The sequence below is a fragment of the Acinetobacter sp. P8-3-8 genome (assembly GCF_000214135.1).
GTDB lineage: Bacteria > Pseudomonadota > Gammaproteobacteria > Pseudomonadales > Moraxellaceae > Acinetobacter.
The window spans coordinates 1-19,780 of the sequence record NZ_AFIE01000055.1; the positions used below are offsets into that span (position 1 = coordinate 1).

A 19,780-nucleotide genomic window follows, 5' to 3' on the forward strand; every position below is an offset into this window, starting at 1 on the left:
AAGTATAAAAAACATATGAATAATTTAAAAATAAAAATCTAATCTTAAATAAAAACAAGTTTTAATTTAAAGAAAAATATTCATTTAGTCTGCCAAATAGATCTGATTTCGACCTGATTTTTTCGCACGGTATAAGGCTTTATCTGCACGTTTAAAAACACCCTCTACATTTGCATCATGCATTTTAACTTCAGCAATACCAATACTCACAGTGAGGCAAATCACGTGTTCATCATAATGAATTTGCATCATTTCAATTGCTGTGCGGATCCGTTTAAAAACCTGAACTGCTTCGGTGCTTAAACAGGCGGGTAAAATAATCGCAAATTCCTCACCACCAATCCGTGCTAAAAAATCATTTGTACGTAGAACTTTTTGAATACGTTCTGACATCATTTGTAGAACATGATCACCTGCTTTATGTCCATAACAATCGTTCAGTGTTTTAAAATGATCAATGTCTAAAATACCGATACTAAAAGGAATATTAGATTTATAGAATTGCGACATCGTTTGGTTACTTTCTTGAATAAACACTCGGCGGTTAAACGTACCTGTAAGCTCATCTATTGAAGCCAGCACTTCCATTTCCTGAACTTGTAGATGCAATTTAATATTCAGTGCAATCCAATTGGCGAGACATTGTAAAAGAATCGCTTGCTGTAGGCTGTAATGATGCTTTCTTCTATCTGCGACATTCAAAGTGCCAATGCAAATATCATTATGGATCATGGGAGCATCCATACAGGTTCCCATGCCATGCTGAGCAAGCATTTGACAATCAAGTTCATCCGATTGAGTAACATCATCACAAATCATCAGCTTTGCTGTTGCAAAAGTTCGCCCAACGAAAGTTTGATTGATGGGAATTTTAAAATCGAGAGGGATGGCTTGATTTCCAGAGATCGAATAAAGCTTAAGATATTCCTCATTTTCTTGAAGGGTAATACTGGCACGATCTGCATTAAAAACGTGAGATATCCAAAAAGCAATTTTATTCAGAACAACTTCTAAGGAGTCGGCTTTACTGAGGTCATGTATAAAGTCGACAGGTAGTTTTATGTAGTGTGCCTCGTTAAATCCAGATAATTGGTTTGGATTAAACACACGCTCACTAACTTCTTTCTTATTTATCATGTGATTATGTTTCTCGATAAAAAAGTATTCGGTTTAATCGCTATTTGTTTTAGATAAGATAAATGTATAAAAATACACTTTTTGAGTTTAATAATGCCTGATAAATTGATGATCTCCAACTAGAATATAATGAATTTGATTATTATTCTATTCTCGTGATTTTTTATGATAAAAATAGACACTAAATTGGCAAAATTTGGTCTTTAATTTGCATTTATTGCCACAAATTAAAAAAGAGCACTTAAAGGTGCTCTTTTAAATTCAAAATCTTTCTTGGGAATTTATACTTTTACAAAAGTAACCGTACCATTTGCCAGTGATTCAACACGAGCCAATGATTCAACACGGTAACCTTTTTCAAGCAACAAATCACGACCCGGTTGGAATGATTTCTCAATAACAATACCAATACCGACCACTTCAGCTTCAGCTTGATGAATTAAATCTGCTAAACCTAAAGCCGCTTGACCATTTGCCAAGAAGTCATCAATCACTAAAACTTTATCGCTTTGATTAATATGCTTTTTAGAAATCGCAATCGTGCTTTCAACTTGTTTAGTGAAAGAGAATACTTTTGAACGATATAAATCATCTTTTAAGGTTAAAGATTGATATTTACGAGCAAAAATAACAGGGACACCAAGCTCTAAACCAGCCATAACCGCAGGTGCAATACCAGATGCTTCAATGGTAATGATTTTGGTAATGCCTGCATCTTTAAAAAGACGTGCAAATTCCTGACCAATCAGTTGCATCATCACAGGGTCAATTTGGTGGTTTAGAAAAGAATCGACTTTCAGAACTTGTTCAGATAGAACGATACCTTCAGCTAAGATTTTCTGTTCTAGTGCGTGCACAGGGAGAATCCTCTAGGAGCAAGGTGCTTTTTCAAGCAAAAGCGTATTTTAAAAAGCACCAAAAAAAATGCAAGCTGAAATTAACTAAAAGGTAAAAAAACTCTTATTTTTTGTAACTTGTTAGGCTCAAATTATAAGAAGTTTTACCATCAACATGTGACATCTTCACTGGTAAATAGTCCAATTGTGGTGCTAACCAGAAAATTGAACTTTTTTCGCCATTGTCATGGGTTAATACAACTTTAACGGTATTGTAAGTTCCAGCCGCTGTTTTAATGGTTTCATTGCCTTGTTTTACAAAACGACGAGAATCCAAACCTTTGGCGTCAGCAATCAAATAACTTGATTTAAGTCCTGAACCTTTTAAGTCCTCACGAACTTGCAATTCAGCATTTAACTCATCCAAAGCACCCGCTTTCCAAGCAAAAGAACGAGGCTGATCTTTTTTCTTGGTATTAATGGTTTTGGTGTTTGGATTAAAATTAATAGTCATCGTATCGTTATGGACTAAAATTTTACTGGTACGACTAAAACTACTTGAATTAATTTGGCCATTGCTAAAGCTAAAACGACTGGTTTCACTCGCAGAGGCAATGGCTGCCGCTTTTGCAGCAAAAACATAAGTCCAGTTATTACCACTTTTACTTAAAGTACGAGTAGCTGAACCTAAGTTTTTCCCATTGTAAGAGAATTGATAGCTGGCTTGGAAAGGGCTCATGGCAAGTGCATTGCTTGAGAATGCAGTCAATAAAAGAACACTTGAAAGGCCTGTTGCAATGCTTAATGTTTTTGAAAATATTTTAGCCATAATTAAATGTCCTATGCATTTAAAAGTATCATTTATATGTTGTGATCATTATGCAACTCAATTGCGAAGAAAATAGCAAAATTTTCACTCAAACTGTGAATTTATGTATAGATATTGAGAGTAATCCCTTGAAATTTGAGTATTACTTTTTCTGTTCAATCGGCGTAACTTCACCTTCAATAAAATCATCTGCATCATCATCCCAATCTGTCACACGGCTTTCTTTAAAATTACTCAGTAAAGCAGCAAGATTGACATTACCTAAAACGACCAATTCAGTTTCGCGTAATTCAGCATGATTGACATGAACTTTTGATAAAGTGTCGATGATTGAACGACTTTTGCCTAACCAGCGATTTAAATCCAAATGTAATAGGTCGTCTTTGACTTTGATCACATTGAATTTTTCTAAGATCATACCCAAAGGGTCTTTTTTGAGAACTTTTTGGTAGAAAAATAATCCCCAAGTGACACCTAATTTATGCCAAATATTTGGATAACTTGCTTCGATGACTTGAGTATCACTGATCTGTTCAAAAACAATCAGTTGCATATCTTTATTAAATTCCATCTGCACTAATCTTAGATCGACAGAAAGCACCAAATGCATCCCTTTTACATTGAGCGTTGCGTATAATCTTAGCCAGTCATAGTGTAAGTCGGCATGTAAATCTTCTAAAATTTTGACATTGTCAGTGACATAACGCTTAAATGTGGCGTTCAGGAAGACTTGAGAAACGGGAAATTCACGCTCTTCTTCTATAAAACCTTCGGCTTTTTGGTATACTTGTCGAATTCGTTTGGCAATGTTAGAAAGCAGCGTCGGCATAAGTATTGTCCCAAATCATCATCATTTTAAGGCGATAAACTTGTCGATTATTAAAACAAACCAAGTCTAACGATTGCAGTTTAACAAAAAACATTGCACCATTTTTAATGGTTTGAAATTAGGTTATATTTTTCATTAATTGTGTCACAGTATTTGTGCTAAATGTAAGAGTAACCTAATTAAATTATTTTTAAATTTGGCGATTGGGGAATTTTGTCGGATTAATGTCATGATAAAAAAATTATTTGCCAAGACACAGCATTTTGAATATTGGTGGCAAGACTCATTATTCATTGGGGCTGTATCCACAGCTGTTATTGCACATGGGTTATTTCTATCCATGCAATTTGGCATGCCTCAAGAAAATGATACGGCAACGAAGGAAATTGCGGTGACATTGCGACCAAGTGCAGAAAAAGTCAAAGAGGCTGATTTTTTAGCGCAGGCGGATCAACAAGGTTCTGGAACGTTTAGAAAAGAACATCGTATGTCGAGTGACATGCCTGCTCAATCTGAAGATCAAAGTGCAGGAGACCAACAGCTTGAAGCTTTGGAGCAAATTCAGCAAAAACGTGAATTAAACTTTGAAGAAAAAGTGTTGATGACGGTTTTAAGTTGGCAAAAACAAGCTGAACAAAACGACCGTAAAAAAGCCATGGATGAAATGCAAAGTCAATTTCAAGCCAAGGCTGCGATGGTGGCAAGTTTAGAAGCGCAGTATTTACAAAAACAGCAAAATTTTAGTAAACAACAGAAAATCAAAACTTTAGATGGCATTCAAGCGAAACAAGATGCATCGGCAGGGTACTTGGATAAGTTCCGTGAAAAAGTAGAAATGTATGGTAACCGTTATTATCCCGATCTTGCCAAACAGCAACGTCTTTCAGGTGAAGTGCGTTTGATGGTGATTTTAAACAATGAGGGTGGTATTCGCGCGATTCGATTGATTGAAAGTTCGGGTCATTCTATTTTAGATGAAGCTGCAAAAAATTCGGTTCGTAAAGGTGCGCCGTTTGGACGTTTTGACGCTAAGATGAAGGATATTTCAGAGTTACGTATTATCCGAACGTGGCGTTTTGACCCTGCTGAAGCAGAGTTTGAAGTGCGTTGATAGCGTTAGAGGTGATGATATATTCAATCATCGTATATATAAAACCGGATACTTCAAAAGTGAATGAGTAAGATCTAACATAGGTCTTATAATGTGTAAATATTCTTGTCCTATTGTTTAGTAAATATTAAAAATAGAGTAAAATTTAACCTCATTTATTATTAGAAGACGAAACATAATTATGAAAAATTTAAATATTATTAAATCTTTATTTCTTTTCCTTATAGGAAGCTCTGTAAATGCTGCCTATATACCTTCAACTGCTGTGAGTTACGCTGTAAATAACTACAATTTAGCTTATGGTTCAACAACGAACCCTTTTATTAATGTTTCTGGTGTTGGTGGAAATTGCACTAATTTTGCAAATCAAGCGATATCAGGTGGATTGCTTGGAATAACGAATTCTAAGACATTAAACCAAAACTTACTTTCTCAATCGGTTGCTGTTAAGTCGGTTCAAAATACGAGTGTGTTTTATAAGTGTAATACAGTAAGTAATACTTGCCAAACAGCTGCTTGGCGTGGTGCACAACCTATGTTTTCATATTCAGCTAACAGTATAAACTTACAATCTAAAGGACTGCGATTAAACCTTACGACTAAGACTGCTTTAGTAAATGGAACATTACTACCACTTGATTTGTCAAAAATTAAAGTTGGCGATATTGTTTATTTAGACTTTGATTTTGTGATTGGAGCTTCTAATAATTCTGTTGATCATACTGCTGTTGTAACTGCAGTGAATCCTGAGTCTTGGTACGTTGTAACTCAAAATATGAAATACAATAATATTAAGCTTACTTATCAATCAAGTAATGTAACGAATAAAGGTTTAGGGGATATGGGGGCAACAGCAATCTATATATATCGCCCTTTTGTTTGATTTTATTATTCACTCTTTATTGAGAAAGCATCATTTATATTGAGTAAATGGTGCTGGAGCTTTTTTTGAAAAAAATAATTATTCTTTTTATAGTTTGTTCAATTATTTTAATTGCATTCTATCTTTATTTAAAACCTGAAAAGAACCGATCACTTGCTGAATTACAGCTGGAGAGTGTTATTCATTCTAGTGAGAAAAATACAAAACAAAATCTTTCTGAAGCCTCTAGTCGTAATAACGTGATTTTAGTGAAATCACTTCAGGATTTCATTGAAAAAGCACCCTTTAAACAAGAAGATACATATTCTATATTGGCAAGAAACCCTGAAAATAACCAAAAATATTTGATAGAATTTTCTAATTTGATTAATCAAAAAATATTAAAAAATAGTCAGTTAAGTAACAATGAAAAAGCAGAAACTCTATGGAAAATGTTTAAAGAATATAATTGGATTGGAGAAGATAATGCTTTTAAAGCAATAACTAAAGATAATTTAATGTATCTAAAAAATCAGTCTTTAATTCCTGAAATTACAAAAACTTATGATGATATTTCAACACTGGGTGAAAAAAGTGTAAATGCGCGTCATGATTTATTAGAAATCATTAATTCTGTGGATATTGAGCCAAAGCATACAAACAATCAGTTGGTTATTGAGATGCTGAGGTCTGATTTAAAAGCAATTAATGGCCGAAGTGAAGCTCAAAATCTAAGTGATATGGCTATAACGATGTTGTATGACTATGGAAAATCAGAAGAGGTAGATACTATTCCTGATATTGTTCAGGCAGCAAATAATAATACGCAGGCCAGCTTAAGTTATATGAATAGTGCTTTAAAGCTTACTTTAGTGGATACAGACACAAACCAGTTAAAAAACCTTTTACAGAGTAATATGTCTCAATCGACTAGAGATGATTTAAACCATACAATTTCATTTAATTTAAAAGAGGATGGAAATATTCCAATCAGGACTATAGATCAAAAGACGTTAGTTATTTTAGATCAATATTTAAATAATGAGCTTTCTAATAGTACTGAAACTAAGAAAGATGTAAATTTGCAACAAGTCTATGGGGCTATTAATCTAGCACTAAAGAATAATTAATCATCAATTTATAGATTAAAATGCTAGTAACTATTGGATATTATTATATTAACTTGTAATAAAGCTTCTATTCTAAATAAGATTTTAAAACCTCACAAATCTCAACACTAAAACTCTCATACCAACGTTGTTTACCTAGACGCTGAGCGACTTGATGTTCAGCATCTTTATGCCAAGCTTGAATATCTTCAAGTGAATTCCAATAAGACAAAGCAATTTCAAAATCATGTTCAGAAACTGCTTCAAATTTTTGACAGTTAAACTCAGTTAAGGCTTTTTCACGTAATAGATTGGCTGTGTCAAAATATTCTTGATCAAGAGATTGTATTTTTGCTTTGAAAATAACGACGTATTTCATGAGTTTTCTTTATCGGTGAATTGTATTCGATCTTATATTGAATAGCCCCATTTCATAAAGAAGGGACTATTCTTCATTAAATAAATCAGCTTTCTTTTACAGTATAAGGATTTTCAAATCCTAATTTTTTCAAAATCTCTATTTCCAAAGCTTCCATTTCTTCAGCATCTTCTTCAGAAGTTTCATGGTCATAACCCATCAAATGCAAAGTACCATGGACTAACATATGCGTGAAATGCTCAATCGGTGTCTTTTGCTGTTCAATGGCTTCTTGTAAAACCACAGGAATGCAAATCACCAAATCACCAATCGGCAAAGCGTCTAACATCGGTAAAACTTCTTCGGGAATATCGCTTGGAAATGACAACACATTGGTTGATTTGTCTTTTTCACGATATTCGAGATTGAGCTTATGACTTTCATCATGATCAACACAAGCAATCCCGATTTCACAATCTTGATCGACATCGATATAACGTAAAGTTGTTTCAATCACTTTTTTCAAATAAGCACGTTTGAGCACCAATTCAGGTGCTTCAAACGATTGTTGTAACGAGAGGCTAAGTTTCAAAACCAGTCCTTAAACATTTTCCTGACTGTGGGGTGCTTGCTCAGTATGTTGAGCATCGGCTGCCGAGTCATTTTCAGAAATTAAGGCTTCTTGCCGTGCTTTACGTTCTGCACGTGCTTCGGCACTTAAACGGTGTTGTTCACTGTCCCATCCTTCATAAGCTTCGACAATTTTCTGTACCAGCTGGTGACGAACGACGTCACGGGAGTGGAAGCGAGTGATGTGAATTTCTTTAATTTTGTCGATGACACGTAAAGCATGTGCCAAACCAGATTGTTGACCACGCGGTAAATCAACCTGCGTGATATCACCTGTAATGACTGCACGAGAGCCAAAACCTAAACGAGTAAGGAACATTTTCATTTGTTCAGGTGTAGTGTTCTGTGCTTCATCAAGAATGACAAAAGAATGATTCAGTGTACGTCCTCGCATATAAGCAAGAGGAGCAACTTCAATCACTTGGCGTTCAATCAGTTTCGCAACTTTTTCAAAGCCAAGCATTTCGTATAATGCATCGTAGAGTGGACGCAAATAAGGGTCAATTTTTTGGCTTAAATCACCCGGCAAGAAACCGAGTTTTTCACCTGCTTCTACAGCAGGGCGGACCAAAAGAATTCTTTGAATTTCATTGCGTTCTAACATATCTACGGCAGCAGCCACAGCAAGATAGGTTTTACCCGTACCTGCTGGCCCTATACCGAAAGAAATATCACTTTGCAGAATGCGTTGTACATAACGCTTTTGGTTTGCACCGCGCGGATTAATTCGTCCTTTGCGCGTTTGCAACCAAACTTCATCTAAGCCTGTATGCTCATTATCAGAAAGGTCTTCTTGAAATTCACGGTCAGTCTGACTGCCTTGAATCATCAAATGAATGGTATCTGCGCTGATTTGCTGAGAGAGTTCAGCTTCAGCGTGTAAACGCTGCAATAAACTCTCTGCTCGCTCAACAGCTTCTAATTCACCATCGAGATAGAAGCTATCTCCACGGTGAGAAATACTGACATCTAAACGTTGTTCGATTTGTTTCAGATGACCATTATAAGCACCTAACATGCTTTTTAAACGCTCAACTGAAATACCCGGAAAAGCTACTGTACGTCGAATCGCTGCAGTCAAGAGATATCCTTCTTTGAAGTTTAGTCTATACCCTTACATTACGCCACGTCAGGCTCAAGATTCAAGAGTTCTCCATAAACTAAATTTAGGGTCTTAATCTCTGTAACCTCAATCTCTGCAAAGCGTCCGACCCAAGAGGCGTCACCTACAAATGTTACTAAACGTGTATTGTCTGCTGTACCGACCAATAAATTAGGATCTTTATTGGAAACATTCTCAACCAGAACACGTTGAATCGTACCCAACATTGCATCTGTTTTTCGAATACTTGATTGTTTGATCCAATGTTGAACTTTTGCCAAACGTTCTTTTTTCACATCGTCCGTTGTGTCATCTGGCAAGTCTGATGCAGGCGTACCCGGACGTTTTGAATAAACAAAACTATATGAATGGTCAAAGTCTAAATCTTGGATAAACTGATAAGTTTCTTCAAAATGCGCATCTGTTTCACCCGGGAAACCAATGATGAAGTCTGAAGACAAATGCATATCAGGGCGAACCTTGCGTAGTTTCGCAATCTTATCGATATAAACATCAATGGTGTGGTTACGCTTCATGGCTTGTAACACATCATTTGACCCACTTTGTACAGGTAAATGTAAATGCGAAACCATTTGCGGTAAATCACGATAGCATTGAATCAAATCATCATTAAATTCAAGTGGATGTGATGTCGTATAGCGCAGACGACCAATACCCGGAATTTCTGCAACTAAGCGCAATAAGTCTGCAAAAGTACAGATTTCACCTTCAAAGGTTTCACCACGGTAACCATTCACATTTTGACCTAAAAGCGAAATTTCACGAACGCCTTTTTCTGCCAAGCCTGCAATTTCAGCCAATACATCATCCAGAGGGCGAGAAACTTCTTCACCACGGGTATAAGGCACAACGCAGAAAGAACAGTATTTTGAACAACCTTCCATGATCGAAACAAAGGCTTTATAACCTTCGACACGTGGTTCAGGTAAGAAGTCGAATTTTTCAATGTCTGGGAATGAAATATCAACCAGTTTGATTTTATCTTTTTTCGGTTTTTCCAGTTGATCGACATGTTGATCAAGCATTTGTGGTAAACGGTGCAAAGTCTGTGGTCCAAAAACCATATCGACATAAGGCGCACGTTTTTGAATGTTGTCACCTTCTTGCGAAGCAACACAACCACCGACACCAATCACCAGATCAGGATTTTTTTCTTTTAACTTGCGCCAACGACCCAATTCAGAAAACACTTTTTCTTGTGCTTTTTCACGAATCGAACACGTGTTCATCAGCAAAATATCGGCATCGCTTGGATCAGCCGTGAGCACATAACCGTGCGAATCGCCTAAAAGATCTGCCATACGATGACTGTCGTACTCATTCATCTGACACCCTTGCGTTTCGATATACAGTTTTTTAACTGTACCGTCGGCTGGGGTGTGCTGTGGCTGGGTAACAGTGTTTTCTGAGGCAGCTTTGGCACCATTGGGAATGAAGGTTTGAACCGTCATGGAGGCGTCTATCCTATAACTAAAATAAGGGAATTCTATATTTTAGAGTCCGTTGTTTTATTGGACTCATAAATGGCGCACCATTTTACAGTATTTCACACAAGCTCAGGAGAAATATTTATTTGGATTGTTTTGTCTTTGAAAATTATGGATAAAAAATAGAGAAGAATATTGATGATGAATCATAAGGTTACATAACACAACAGTAGAAATGGATTAGAATACTTAAACTAAGCACAAATAAGTGCATCAGCTAGTTAAAGGCAAGTCATGCAGGTTGAGAGAAAAACAGTGTTAAAGCAACAGTTTAGGCAGAATAAATTTAAAATTTACCTTGTAGGGATCATGGCATGCACAGGTTTGCAAATCTCTAACGCTGCAGAAGAGCAATTTAATGATGCTTTAAGAAGTGCGAATGATCCCAGTGCATTGGAACAATATCGCTTTGCGATGCAAAATGATGCACTCGGCTATTATCCTGAATATTGGTCACTGAATTCTAATTTAGCGTTTCAACCTTCAGCAAATATTGTCAACTTTGCACAACGCTATCCACAATCGGCAATGGCTGAGAAATTATCTGCAGATTATGTTGAAGAAAAAGTAAAACAAGCTGATTTCGCCAGTGCGCAACCTGTATTGCAATATGTGACCAATGCCGATCAGGCGGAAAATTGTGCAATTGCCCAAGTTCGTGCAAAAACGGGTGATGCATTGGTATTTGCAGAATTTAAAGACGTATGGCTCACTACAAATTCACAACCTGAATCGTGTAATGGTTTAGGTCGCATGATGTTGTCTAGTCCATTGATGACAGCGCAAGATCGTCAACAACGTTTATATGCACAACTGCGAGCAGGTCAGTCGGGACAAGCGATTGCTACAGCACAAACCATAGGGATGAATTTGTCACTGGCGCAATTCAACCAAATTCAAGCAGATCCTTTGAATTACTTATGGTCTGCACCTAAAAATAACACCCAAGATTATGCTTATTTGGTTTATGCATTGGGACGAGCAGCGGATACTGATTTGACGAGTGCATTGCAATCTGTACCCAAATTGGTACAAGGCGTTCCAAGTGATGTGCAAAAATATATTTATCGTACTGTGGCTTATATCGGTGGCACAACGGTAATGAAGAATAACTTCAACCGTGAAGTCTTACAAAACTTTGATGCAAGTTATGGTGTGCCATTTAGTGCAGAAGAAGCTGAAATTTATGCACGACAAGCGATTCGTTTTGGATCCTGGGAAAGTGTGATTCGCGCGATTGACAGTATGAGTGTGACGCAAAAACAAGAAGATCGTTGGCAGTATTGGTTAGCACGTGCTTCGGAACAGCGTAACGATGCACAATCGAAAAAGGCAGCCAAAGAAATTTTCCAACGTTTAGCGATGTCAGGCGATGACTATCACAATCTCTTAGCGAAAGATCATCTTGGGCAAAAATACAATGAACGTCTTGAAAATGAACAACCTTCAGCAAATGATCAACAACGTTTAAACCAAGATATTCATTTCCGTAGAGCATTTGCTTTACGTAATATTGATGCACCTGCAACCTATACCAATCGAGAATGGAACTGGGCGGTACGTCAGGCTTATTTAAAACATGATGATGGCTTATTACTTGCAGCAGCAAAACGTGCCACCGACATGGGTTGGTACGATCGTGCTATTTATGCAGCAGATCGTACTGAGAAAAAACACAATTATAGTTATCGCTATGCCACACCACATCAAGCCATGGTTGTGAGCCATAGTCGTAATGCTGGAATCGATCCTGCGTGGGCCTATGGTTTAATGCGTCAGGAAAGTCGTTTTGTTACCGCTGCACGCTCACATGTTGGCGCAGGCGGTTTAATGCAAATCATGCCAGGAACTGCAAAGTTAGTGGCAAGACAGATGGGTGAAACGTATAATCCAGCGGCTTTGAGTGATGCCAATACCAATATTCGTTATGGAACATTCTATTTGTCGATGATTCATGGACAATTAAGTAATAATCCTGTGTTGGCAACAGCAGGTTATAATGCAGGTCCAAACCGTGCTAAACGCTGGCAGCCTGATTATCAAAACCTTGCAGCAGACCAATATACCGAATCCATTCCACTCAATGAAACACGTGACTATGTAAAAAATGTCATGACCAACGCAGCGCATTATGGAATTTTATTGGGACAAGGGCCTCAAGCGATTGAAAGCCGTATGCCAATTATTCCAACCCGTGCGATGCAGTAGTCAATAAATTTGAGCTTATAGAACTTTATTGGTATATCAATGATTTTCAAACTTTTGCGTAAATTGAAAAAACAAGTAACAGCATGGATATTATGCTGTTCAGGTTTCTTTCTGTTTAATTCACAGTTGCTTGCTGCACCACAATTGCAAGGCTATGTGATGCAGGTTCAATTGACACCTGCAGTATGTGCTTTAGAGCCTTCTAAGCAGAAACAACGTAAATGTTTGGAAGGCTATTCATTGACGATTACAGGGTTATTGCCTGAGGCAACTGAACGAAGCTGTAGTACCAATAGTTCTGCAAATCTATCACCTTTGCAGGCCAAAGTTGTGGCAAGGGTGATGCCAGAAGAAAATGCACGTATTCAGTTGTGGCGCAGTATCGGAGCTTGTGTGCCGATGAGTGCCAGTCAATATTTTAGAACAGTGATTAATTTAGCAGATCGGTTAAAAGTACCTGCTGACTTAACCAGTCCTGAAAATAAAAACGTGCAATATAATATTTTGAAAAATCAATTTGTAAAGTTAAACCCAGGTATGAATAACAATAGCATTCGTTTTACATGCCAAAACTCGCAAAATGATCCTGTTTTGACAGAGATTCAGATTTGCTATCGAGTGAATGGTCAGTACAAACAATGTTCGAATCATATTGTTTCAAATTGTCCAAGTTCATTCTCGATTAAAGGGACTTATTAGTTGTTTAAACAACTGTTATTTATAATTCCTATCATACTTTTGTTGAAATCCATTCTCTTTTATATGCAACTGCTGAAAGATTGGAGTACAATCTTTGCCGTTTATGATAATTCGATTAGAGCGGATTTAACCGTTTAATCACATTAACGATCCTCAAATGGAGATAATTACATGAAGCAACCCGTTCGTGTTGCCGTTACAGGCGCTGCAGGTCAAATTGGTTATAGCTTATTATTCCGTATCGCAAGCGGTGAGATGCTAGGTAAAGACCAACCCGTTATTTTGCAACTGTTAGAAGTTCCATTTGAGAAAGCTCAAGCTGCGCTTAAAGGCGTAATGATGGAATTAGATGACTGTGCTTTCCCATTATTGGCTGGCATGATCGGTACTGATGATCCTGAAGTTGCATTTAAAGATGCTGACTATGCGTTATTAGTCGGTTCACGTCCACGTGGTCCTGGTATGGAACGTGCTGACTTGTTGAAAGTAAATGGCGAAATCTTCATTGGTCAAGGCCAAGCACTAAACAAAGTTGCTAGCCGTGATGTTAAAGTATTGGTTGTAGGTAACCCTGCAAATACAAATGCTTATATCGCAATGAAATCTGCTCCAGATCTTCCAGCGAAAAACTTTACTGCAATGTTGCGTCTTGACCACAACCGTGCGTTGACTCAAATTGCTCAAAAAGCTGGTGTTGCTGTAGCTGACATCAAAAATATGACTGTTTGGGGTAACCATTCTCCAACGATGTATGCTGACTACCGTTTTGCAACAGTAAATGGCGAAAGCTTAAAAGACAAAATCAACGATGCTGATTGGAACGCTAACGTATTCCTTCCAACTGTTGGTAAACGTGGTGCTGCAATCATCGAAGCTCGTGGTCTTTCTTCTGCTGCTTCTGCTGCTAACGCTGCTATTGACCATATGCGTGATTGGGCGCTTGGTACAAATGGCGAGTGGGTAACAATGGGTATTCCTTCTGATGGCTCTTATGGTATTCCAGAAGGCGTGATGTACGGTGTTCCTGTAACTTGCGAAAATGGCGAATACAAGCGTGTTGAAGGCTTAGAAATCGATGCATTCAGCCGTGAACGTATGGACAAAACACTTCAAGAACTTGAAGAAGAGCGCGCAGCAATTGCTGACATGCTTAAGTAATTAAAAGTTAATCTACTTTAGATTAATTTTGAAAAGCACTCCATTTGGGGTGCTTTTTTATTTTTAAACCAAAGACACTCAACAAAAAAATAACAAGAATAAATCAAGAAAGAGTTGGAAAATAAAAGAAATATCGATAATTTAAAACCTATTCATATGTATTGAAAATAAACTTGAGGGAAATAAAATGTTTGATGAACAACCGACTTTAGAACTTTTATTTGAACAATTGGGTTTAGACGCAGACCAAACGTCGATCGACAATTTTGTAGCATCACACCAACTACCAGAAGGGGTGATGATGCATCAAGCAGACTTTTGGAGTCCTTCTCAGCGAGAGTTTTTAAGTAGTCATTGGCAAAAAGATGATGAATGGGCGATTGTTGTCGATACCTTGAACGAATTATTGAGCCAAAATTTACAGAAAAAATAAGGAATGAAATCGATATTCAGTTTGTTTACCTTTTGATCACAAATTGAAACAACAAAAATAGCCGAAAGGCTATTTTTTTTCGTGGTTTTCTTATAAGTTAATTGCATAAAGAATGACAATTATATTTATATGAGGAGTGCGCCATGCTCAGGACGAACAAACCATCCTTAGAATTACTTTTTGCACAGCTTGGTTTAGCCAATAGCCCAGCTGCAATTGAACTATATGTGCGTACACACCAGCTTTCAGCCAATCAAAATTTACATGATGCGCCATTTTGGAGTCGATCTCAGCGAGATTTTCTGATCAGTCATTTAGTGCAAGATGATGATTGGGCAATTTGGATCGATGAATTAAATCAACAACTTCATATGGATGCATATAAATTACAAATTGCTTAATTCTTTTGAGTTTTCCCAAGTGCAACAAAAAAGATGGCTGTTCAGGCCATCTTTTCTTTTGTGTTGAGCATGGTTCTTTCAAGTGATTTCAGAAATAACACATCCAATGCATCCAACAATTGAACTCAATGCAATTTATTTTGAATCAATTGCGTAAACCAAGCTTCATTACGCACAGCGTTGAAGGCAGGGTGTTGTTGATATAACTCTAAATCAAACTCACTCGTTTTCACATATTTGCTCAACCAATGACGGGTTAAAGCAAAGTCATTTTTACTGACCGATGCATAAGCCAACATAAAATAAATATCACCATTTTCATGTTGTGTCATTGGTTTTAAAATTTGCTGAGTAATCAAAGCATAACGTTTTTCTTTCGTGAGTTCGAAATAAATCATATAGGCTTTGGCTAAGTGCAAAGAGAGCTTTATGTACAATGACATTGGCATTTCATCATATTCAAAACGCGCTGTTTCAAGTAAAACTATTGCTTCTTGAAGAAAATGAACTTGTTCCTGTTTAGAGTTACTGATGGTGACCAGTTGTAAACGTAAATCACCACGCTCAAGTGCGAGTTCAGGCGTATTGTTTGACAAATACAATTGGTCTGTTTCCCCAATACGCGAGATGATTTGTTTTGTATTTTCAAACATGTGCTGAATCCTCTTAATCTATGTTCATATTATGCAGGCTATTTTCATAATTTAAAGGCTGAGTAATTGATATTCAGCGTTGCAAAAATAAAACTAAACGTAGCAGTATTATAAATCGACATTATAAAATGGCTTGGTCGCTTCTCAGCCATGCTGTAATGGAAAGACGTTGCTGCTTGGCTTCTAACACTTCATGTAATAAATCACTTTGAAACATAGCGATACGATTTGGTTTAGGTTTTAACGTATGCCAAAGATTATTTTTATCCTGTAAATGAAGCTCACCACCCCAATCATCCTGCCATTCTTCATGCAGATAATAAACAGTAGAAATCATTCGACCATTTTTGTTTTGCGGATTATCACGATGTAATGCATAGAATTCACCTGCGTTATAGCAAGCAAAATGTGCTTCTACATCTTTAATTCCTAAATAAAAATAGCGATTTAAAAGCTGAGAAAACTGTTTTAATGTATCGACATGTTGTTGTGCAATGTCTAAATTTTCATTGATCCATAAAATATGATCACTACGGATATTGCTCACAACACCATTTTGAATCGCAGCTTCACGGAAGCGATTTAAATTGGAAGTACATTCATTCACCAGCTGATGTACATAGTCATGTGAATAAACATCATCAATCACAGCAAATCCATGTTGATCCAAATCATCTAAAATTTGATCAACATTCCATGACTTTGGGAGAGTGGTTGCTTCCATAAATTTCCAAAAAAACAGGTAAAAAATTATCGATCTATCTTAGAACAAACGATGGACAGTGAAGAAATATTTTTTCGTGCTAAAATGTCCGTTGAACTCAGGAATTATTTGAAACATGAACTACCGTCACCATTTCCATGCAGGCAACTTTGCAGATGTCATGAAGCATGTGTTATTGCTCCAACTTTTGACACGTTTAAATGCCAAAGACAAACCTTATCGCTACATAGATACACATGGTGGTGCGGGTAAATATGATTTATCAACCTCAGAAGCACAAAAATCAGGTGAGTTTTTAACAGGGATTCATCGTTTGGTGAAACTTGATGATTCGATTAAGCGCAATGCACCTGAAGGTGTAAAACAATATCTAAAAGTTGTTGAAGATATGCGTGCAACTTCTGGTAAAGGTGCTTATCCAGGATCACCTTGGTTTGCTTTAGAAGGTATGCGTGATATCGATAAAGCAACGATTTTTGAAATGCAAAGTGATGTATTTCAACAGCTTTATTATAATATTCGCGATAGACGTGCGGGTTTGCATGAGCGTGATGCTTATGAAGGCTTACTTGGTGTGATTCCACCAAAAGAAAAACGTGGCTTGGTGATGATTGATCCACCCTACGAAATGGAACGTAAAGATTTTCCACAATTGGTTGAGCTTATTGCTGCTGCACATAAGAAATGGTCAACGGGTGTATTTGCAATTTGGTATCCAATTAAAGACCGTGCCATGATTGAACGTTTTGAAAAGAAAATGATCAAAACAGGCATCCGCCGTCAATTGGTGTGTGAAGTTTGCGTATGGCCAGATGATACGCCAGTGGGTTTAAATGGCTGTGGTTTATTGGTGATTAACCCACCTTGGAAATTCTCTGAAGATGCTGATGAAGCATTGCAATGGTTATTCCCTCATTTACGTATGAGTGAAAATGGTGGACATGCTGCCGTGCGTTGGTTAGTGGGTGAATAATCTAAGTAAAATTGGTCGTTGAATAGTTGAATGAATACGATCAATGATGCGAATTACAAAATTTAGACCATTTAAATCGTGTAGTTCGCATTTACTTTATTTAGAAATAAACGCTGTAAATAACGAGTTAGAATATCAACAACTCCTTACTGAGTTATAGATAGGATTCAAGAATGACAAATATAAATAAACCAGAAAGCCCGAACCCTTCAGATCAAAACCATGGTTTTGATGGAATTACCTTTGAGGTAGAAGAGGAAGAGCATACGCATGAAGGGCAGAAGGTGAAACGTCGAGGAATCTATTTATGGCCGAACTTGATTACAACCTCTGCGTTGTTATCAGGCTTCTACTCGATTATTGCCAGTATGAATGGTGATTATATTCAAGCCATTTATGCAATTTTTCTTGCTGCACTATTTGATGGTTTGGATGGTCGTGTGGCGCGAGCAATTGGCGCGCAAAGTGCTTTTGGTGAGCAATTTGATTCATTATCAGACTTATTAGCGTTTGGTGTTGCACCTGCAATATTGATGTATAGCTGGAGTTTGCATGATTTAGGCCGTATCGGCTTAGCTGCTTGTTTTGTTTATACCGCTTGTGCTGCTTTTCGTTTAGCACGCTTCAATGTTCAAATTGGTGTTGTGGATAAACGTTATTTTATCGGTGTTGCAAGTCCGTTGGCTGCAATTATCATTATTGCTTGGGTTTGGGTTGGACAGGATTTCCCTTATATCTTTGATTTAAAAGATAAGGCAATTCAGGCTTTAAATGCGGCAGCAATTGTTGCTGTTGGTTTGTTGATGATTTCTAATATTAAATATTATTCATTTAAAACAGTGGATCGTAAGCGTGTTCCATTCTTTGTATTGCCAATTGCTGTGTTTATTCTTGCAGCGATAACGTATAATATTCCTGTTGGAATACTCGTAATTTCAATTATTTACGCGATTTCTGGTTTTGTAACAACCTTTCTAGCAAGAAAAAATACAATTGGTGAATAATAAATAATGACTTTATAAAAGTTCAATCTTGGTAAGGAGCTTGATATGCGATTGTTTCAAGATTTCTTAGATCAGTCTAAACAACTGAATCAAGCTCGGAAGCCTGTTGAACTTTTTTATCACCCACCCAAAGATAAATATAAAATTATTCATCAAAAATTAGTGATTGCAAATTTACCTGCGCCTTTACATTACATTAATTTTTTTAGTTTGATTGGACAGCCGAATAATGCTGTGTTTTGTAATCCAAGTGAAATTTCCACATATGCTTTAGATACTGTTACGACATTGGCTAGTTCTAGTCCGCATATGGTTGGGCAACTCAATGCCTATTCCATCAAAAAGCAATGTAAGTTCCAGCTTGATGAAAATAACAATACGGATTTTAAGTTTGGAGAAAGAGAACGCATCTTTGGACAATTTCCAGATTTTAAAATACAACGTCAAGACAATGAATTAAGTTTAGACTTAAATATAACCACAACACCGTTGCTATCACATTTTGTTCATCTTAAATTCGGATTTGCAGAACATTGGTCTTTGCTTGCACATTGCGAAGGGCAGATTACATATAAAGATCAGAAATTTGAAATTAAGCAGAATGGTGCATTTGAATACGCTCGATTGGTTAATTTTCCGTATTTACCCTATGCCTTATATGTATACCAATTAATTCAACTCACAGATGAACGTCAACTGATCTTGATGCATAGCCGTGATCAGATGAACAATATTTTACACTCTCGAATTTATATCCGAGATTTGAAAAGTAACGAAGCTAAGATGGTAGACCAACGTGTATATTTTAAAATTCATCGTGTATTTCCAAAAGTTAAAACCGTAAACCAGCAAGAAATGTATTTACCAAGAGAATTTGAATGGCAATATCAGGATGAAAATATTCAAATCGATATTCAAGCGCAGAGCCGGGGTGATTATAAATTTGGATTAGCTGCAGGCTATGTAGGAAGCTTTAGCTATCAAGCAAAAATTAATGAAGAATGTTATGAAGGCGAAAGTGGCTATTGTGAATATATCGATTGTCGTCCTTTAAAGTGGCAAGAAATAGATAAAGACAGTAAATTATTTAACAAAGCGACAAATCCAGCGCTAATTATGCTCAAAAAATAATAAAAAGCACTTATTTTGCTGAATAAATAGTCAAACAACACAATAATTAAAAAATAAATAAAAAAGGGGGTTGTGTTGGATTGGG

21 protein-coding genes are annotated in these 19,780 nt (G+C 36.8%); 11 read left to right on the plus strand and 10 right to left on the minus strand.

Annotated features, from left to right (window positions below):
* Nucleotides 1-84 precede the first annotated feature (84 nt).
* The 4 genes from GGG_RS0116030 to GGG_RS0116045 all read right to left on the minus strand — a co-directional run bounded on the left by GGG_RS0116030 (nt 85) and on the right by GGG_RS0116045 (nt 3,631).
* The gene (locus GGG_RS0116030; protein WP_010116680.1) at nt 85-1,137 is read right to left on the minus strand and encodes a sensor domain-containing diguanylate cyclase; all 1,053 of its coding nucleotides are present in this window, start codon (nt 1,135-1,137) and stop codon (nt 85-87) included.
* A gap of 281 nt (nt 1,138-1,418) precedes the next feature.
* Complete coding sequence (locus GGG_RS0116035; protein ID WP_010116681.1) at nt 1,419-1,994, minus strand: xanthine phosphoribosyltransferase; 576 nt, start codon at nt 1,992-1,994, stop codon at nt 1,419-1,421.
* Between the two features lie 103 nt (nt 1,995-2,097).
* Nucleotides 2,098-2,802 (minus strand): DUF3108 domain-containing protein, encoded by a 705-nt coding sequence (locus GGG_RS0116040; RefSeq protein WP_010116682.1) that lies wholly within the window; start codon nt 2,800-2,802, stop codon nt 2,098-2,100.
* Between the two features lie 142 nt (nt 2,803-2,944).
* On the minus strand, nt 2,945-3,631 hold the full coding sequence (locus tag GGG_RS0116045; protein ID WP_010116683.1) for a hypothetical protein: 687 nt from the start codon (nt 3,629-3,631) through the stop codon (nt 2,945-2,947).
* 229 nt (nt 3,632-3,860) lie between these two features.
* Here GGG_RS0116045 and GGG_RS0116050 point away from each other — a divergent pair, with 229 nt between their 5' ends.
* The 3 genes from GGG_RS0116050 to GGG_RS0116060 all read left to right on the plus strand — a co-directional run bounded on the left by GGG_RS0116050 (nt 3,861) and on the right by GGG_RS0116060 (nt 6,734).
* Nucleotides 3,861-4,742 (plus strand): energy transducer TonB, encoded by an 882-nt coding sequence (locus tag GGG_RS0116050; protein ID WP_010116684.1) that lies wholly within the window; start codon nt 3,861-3,863, stop codon nt 4,740-4,742.
* Between the two features lie 181 nt (nt 4,743-4,923).
* Nucleotides 4,924-5,625, plus strand: a complete 702-nt coding sequence (locus GGG_RS0116055; RefSeq protein ID WP_010116686.1) for an amidase domain-containing protein — start codon at nt 4,924-4,926, stop codon at nt 5,623-5,625.
* Nucleotides 5,626-5,690: 65 nt separating this feature from the next.
* Nucleotides 5,691-6,734 (plus strand): hypothetical protein, encoded by a 1,044-nt coding sequence (locus GGG_RS0116060; RefSeq protein WP_227500507.1) that lies wholly within the window; start codon nt 5,691-5,693, stop codon nt 6,732-6,734.
* A 67-nt stretch (nt 6,735-6,801) separates the two neighbouring features.
* Here GGG_RS0116060 and GGG_RS0116065 read toward each other — a convergent pair whose 3' ends face one another.
* From GGG_RS0116065 to miaB, 4 genes are all read right to left on the minus strand, one after another.
* The gene (locus tag GGG_RS0116065; RefSeq protein WP_010116690.1) at nt 6,802-7,092 is read right to left on the minus strand and encodes an antibiotic biosynthesis monooxygenase; all 291 of its coding nucleotides are present in this window, start codon (nt 7,090-7,092) and stop codon (nt 6,802-6,804) included.
* A gap of 85 nt (nt 7,093-7,177) precedes the next feature.
* Complete coding sequence (gene ybeY, locus GGG_RS0116070; RefSeq protein WP_010116692.1) at nt 7,178-7,663, minus strand: rRNA maturation RNase YbeY; 486 nt, start codon at nt 7,661-7,663, stop codon at nt 7,178-7,180.
* A gap of 9 nt (nt 7,664-7,672) precedes the next feature.
* Nucleotides 7,673-8,782 carry a PhoH family protein gene (locus GGG_RS0116075; protein ID WP_010116694.1) on the minus strand — a complete coding sequence of 370 codons (1,110 nt, stop codon included), beginning with the start codon at nt 8,780-8,782 and terminating at the stop codon, nt 7,673-7,675.
* 38 nt (nt 8,783-8,820) lie between these two features.
* Nucleotides 8,821-10,275 (minus strand): tRNA (N6-isopentenyl adenosine(37)-C2)-methylthiotransferase MiaB, encoded by a 1,455-nt coding sequence (gene miaB, locus GGG_RS0116080; protein WP_010116695.1) that lies wholly within the window; start codon nt 10,273-10,275, stop codon nt 8,821-8,823.
* Nucleotides 10,276-10,620: 345 nt separating this feature from the next.
* On the opposite strand from miaB, the gene GGG_RS0116085 reads away from it, so the two are divergent.
* The 5 genes from GGG_RS0116085 (at nt 10,621) to GGG_RS0116105 (ending at nt 15,210) form a co-directional block, all read left to right on the plus strand.
* Nucleotides 10,621-12,519, plus strand: a complete 1,899-nt coding sequence (locus GGG_RS0116085) for a lytic transglycosylase domain-containing protein (RefSeq protein ID WP_010116697.1) — start codon at nt 10,621-10,623, stop codon at nt 12,517-12,519.
* 39 nt (nt 12,520-12,558) lie between these two features.
* Complete coding sequence (locus GGG_RS0116090) at nt 12,559-13,218, plus strand: ribonuclease I (protein WP_010116698.1); 660 nt, start codon at nt 12,559-12,561, stop codon at nt 13,216-13,218.
* A gap of 171 nt (nt 13,219-13,389) precedes the next feature.
* Nucleotides 13,390-14,376 (plus strand): malate dehydrogenase, encoded by a 987-nt coding sequence (locus tag GGG_RS0116095; RefSeq protein WP_010116699.1) that lies wholly within the window; start codon nt 13,390-13,392, stop codon nt 14,374-14,376.
* 187 nt (nt 14,377-14,563) lie between these two features.
* Nucleotides 14,564-14,809, plus strand: a complete 246-nt coding sequence (locus tag GGG_RS0116100) for a DUF2789 family protein (RefSeq protein ID WP_010116700.1) — start codon at nt 14,564-14,566, stop codon at nt 14,807-14,809.
* Between the two features lie 143 nt (nt 14,810-14,952).
* Nucleotides 14,953-15,210 (plus strand): DUF2789 family protein, encoded by a 258-nt coding sequence (locus GGG_RS0116105; RefSeq protein ID WP_010116701.1) that lies wholly within the window; start codon nt 14,953-14,955, stop codon nt 15,208-15,210.
* Nucleotides 15,211-15,335: 125 nt separating this feature from the next.
* Here the strand turns inward: GGG_RS0116105 and GGG_RS0116110 are convergent, their stop codons facing one another.
* Complete coding sequence (locus tag GGG_RS0116110) at nt 15,336-15,863, minus strand: hypothetical protein (RefSeq protein WP_010116702.1); 528 nt, start codon at nt 15,861-15,863, stop codon at nt 15,336-15,338.
* A 121-nt stretch (nt 15,864-15,984) separates the two neighbouring features.
* Nucleotides 15,985-16,587 carry a 2OG-Fe(II) oxygenase gene (locus GGG_RS0116115; RefSeq protein ID WP_010116704.1) on the minus strand — a complete coding sequence of 201 codons (603 nt, stop codon included), beginning with the start codon at nt 16,585-16,587 and terminating at the stop codon, nt 15,985-15,987.
* 115 nt (nt 16,588-16,702) lie between these two features.
* On the opposite strand from GGG_RS0116115, the gene GGG_RS0116120 reads away from it, so the two are divergent.
* From GGG_RS0116120 to GGG_RS0116130, 3 genes are all read left to right on the plus strand, one after another.
* Entirely contained in the window at nt 16,703-17,560 is an 858-nt protein-coding gene (locus GGG_RS0116120; RefSeq protein WP_010116706.1) for a 23S rRNA (adenine(2030)-N(6))-methyltransferase RlmJ, read from the plus strand.
* Between the two features lie 173 nt (nt 17,561-17,733).
* A complete protein-coding gene (pssA, locus tag GGG_RS0116125) occupies nt 17,734-18,564 on the plus strand; it encodes a CDP-diacylglycerol--serine O-phosphatidyltransferase (RefSeq protein WP_010116708.1) in 831 nt (276 codons plus the stop codon).
* Nucleotides 18,565-18,609: 45 nt separating this feature from the next.
* Nucleotides 18,610-19,695 (plus strand): DUF6670 family protein, encoded by a 1,086-nt coding sequence (locus GGG_RS0116130; RefSeq protein WP_010116710.1) that lies wholly within the window; start codon nt 18,610-18,612, stop codon nt 19,693-19,695.
* Nucleotides 19,696-19,780: the final 85 nt, after the last annotated feature.

What these genes read in the sequence shown, in the direction of transcription:
- GGG_RS0116030 (WP_010116680.1), bottom strand. Translation starts at nt 1,137, where the DNA reads ATGATAAATAAGAAAGAAGTTAGTGAGCGTGTGTTTAATCCAAACCAA.
- GGG_RS0116040 (WP_010116682.1), bottom strand. Translation starts at nt 2,802, where the DNA reads ATGGCTAAAATATTTTCAAAAACATTAAGCATTGCAACAGGCCTTTCA.
- GGG_RS0116045 (WP_010116683.1), bottom strand. Translation starts at nt 3,631, where the DNA reads ATGCCGACGCTGCTTTCTAACATTGCCAAACGAATTCGACAAGTATAC.
- GGG_RS0116050 (WP_010116684.1), top strand. Translation starts at nt 3,861, where the DNA reads ATGATAAAAAAATTATTTGCCAAGACACAGCATTTTGAATATTGGTGG.
- GGG_RS0116055 (WP_010116686.1), top strand. Translation starts at nt 4,924, where the DNA reads ATGAAAAATTTAAATATTATTAAATCTTTATTTCTTTTCCTTATAGGA.
- GGG_RS0116065 (WP_010116690.1), bottom strand. Translation starts at nt 7,092, where the DNA reads ATGAAATACGTCGTTATTTTCAAAGCAAAAATACAATCTCTTGATCAA.
- miaB (WP_010116695.1), bottom strand. Translation starts at nt 10,275, where the DNA reads ATGACGGTTCAAACCTTCATTCCCAATGGTGCCAAAGCTGCCTCAGAA.
- GGG_RS0116085 (WP_010116697.1), top strand. Translation starts at nt 10,621, where the DNA reads ATGGCATGCACAGGTTTGCAAATCTCTAACGCTGCAGAAGAGCAATTT.
- GGG_RS0116090 (WP_010116698.1), top strand. Translation starts at nt 12,559, where the DNA reads ATGATTTTCAAACTTTTGCGTAAATTGAAAAAACAAGTAACAGCATGG.
- GGG_RS0116095 (WP_010116699.1), top strand. Translation starts at nt 13,390, where the DNA reads ATGAAGCAACCCGTTCGTGTTGCCGTTACAGGCGCTGCAGGTCAAATT.
- GGG_RS0116100 (WP_010116700.1), top strand. Translation starts at nt 14,564, where the DNA reads ATGTTTGATGAACAACCGACTTTAGAACTTTTATTTGAACAATTGGGT.
- GGG_RS0116105 (WP_010116701.1), top strand. Translation starts at nt 14,953, where the DNA reads ATGCTCAGGACGAACAAACCATCCTTAGAATTACTTTTTGCACAGCTT.
- GGG_RS0116110 (WP_010116702.1), bottom strand. Translation starts at nt 15,863, where the DNA reads ATGTTTGAAAATACAAAACAAATCATCTCGCGTATTGGGGAAACAGAC.
- GGG_RS0116115 (WP_010116704.1), bottom strand. Translation starts at nt 16,587, where the DNA reads ATGGAAGCAACCACTCTCCCAAAGTCATGGAATGTTGATCAAATTTTA.
- GGG_RS0116120 (WP_010116706.1), top strand. Translation starts at nt 16,703, where the DNA reads ATGAACTACCGTCACCATTTCCATGCAGGCAACTTTGCAGATGTCATG.
- pssA (WP_010116708.1), top strand. Translation starts at nt 17,734, where the DNA reads ATGACAAATATAAATAAACCAGAAAGCCCGAACCCTTCAGATCAAAAC.
- GGG_RS0116130 (WP_010116710.1), top strand. Translation starts at nt 18,610, where the DNA reads ATGCGATTGTTTCAAGATTTCTTAGATCAGTCTAAACAACTGAATCAA.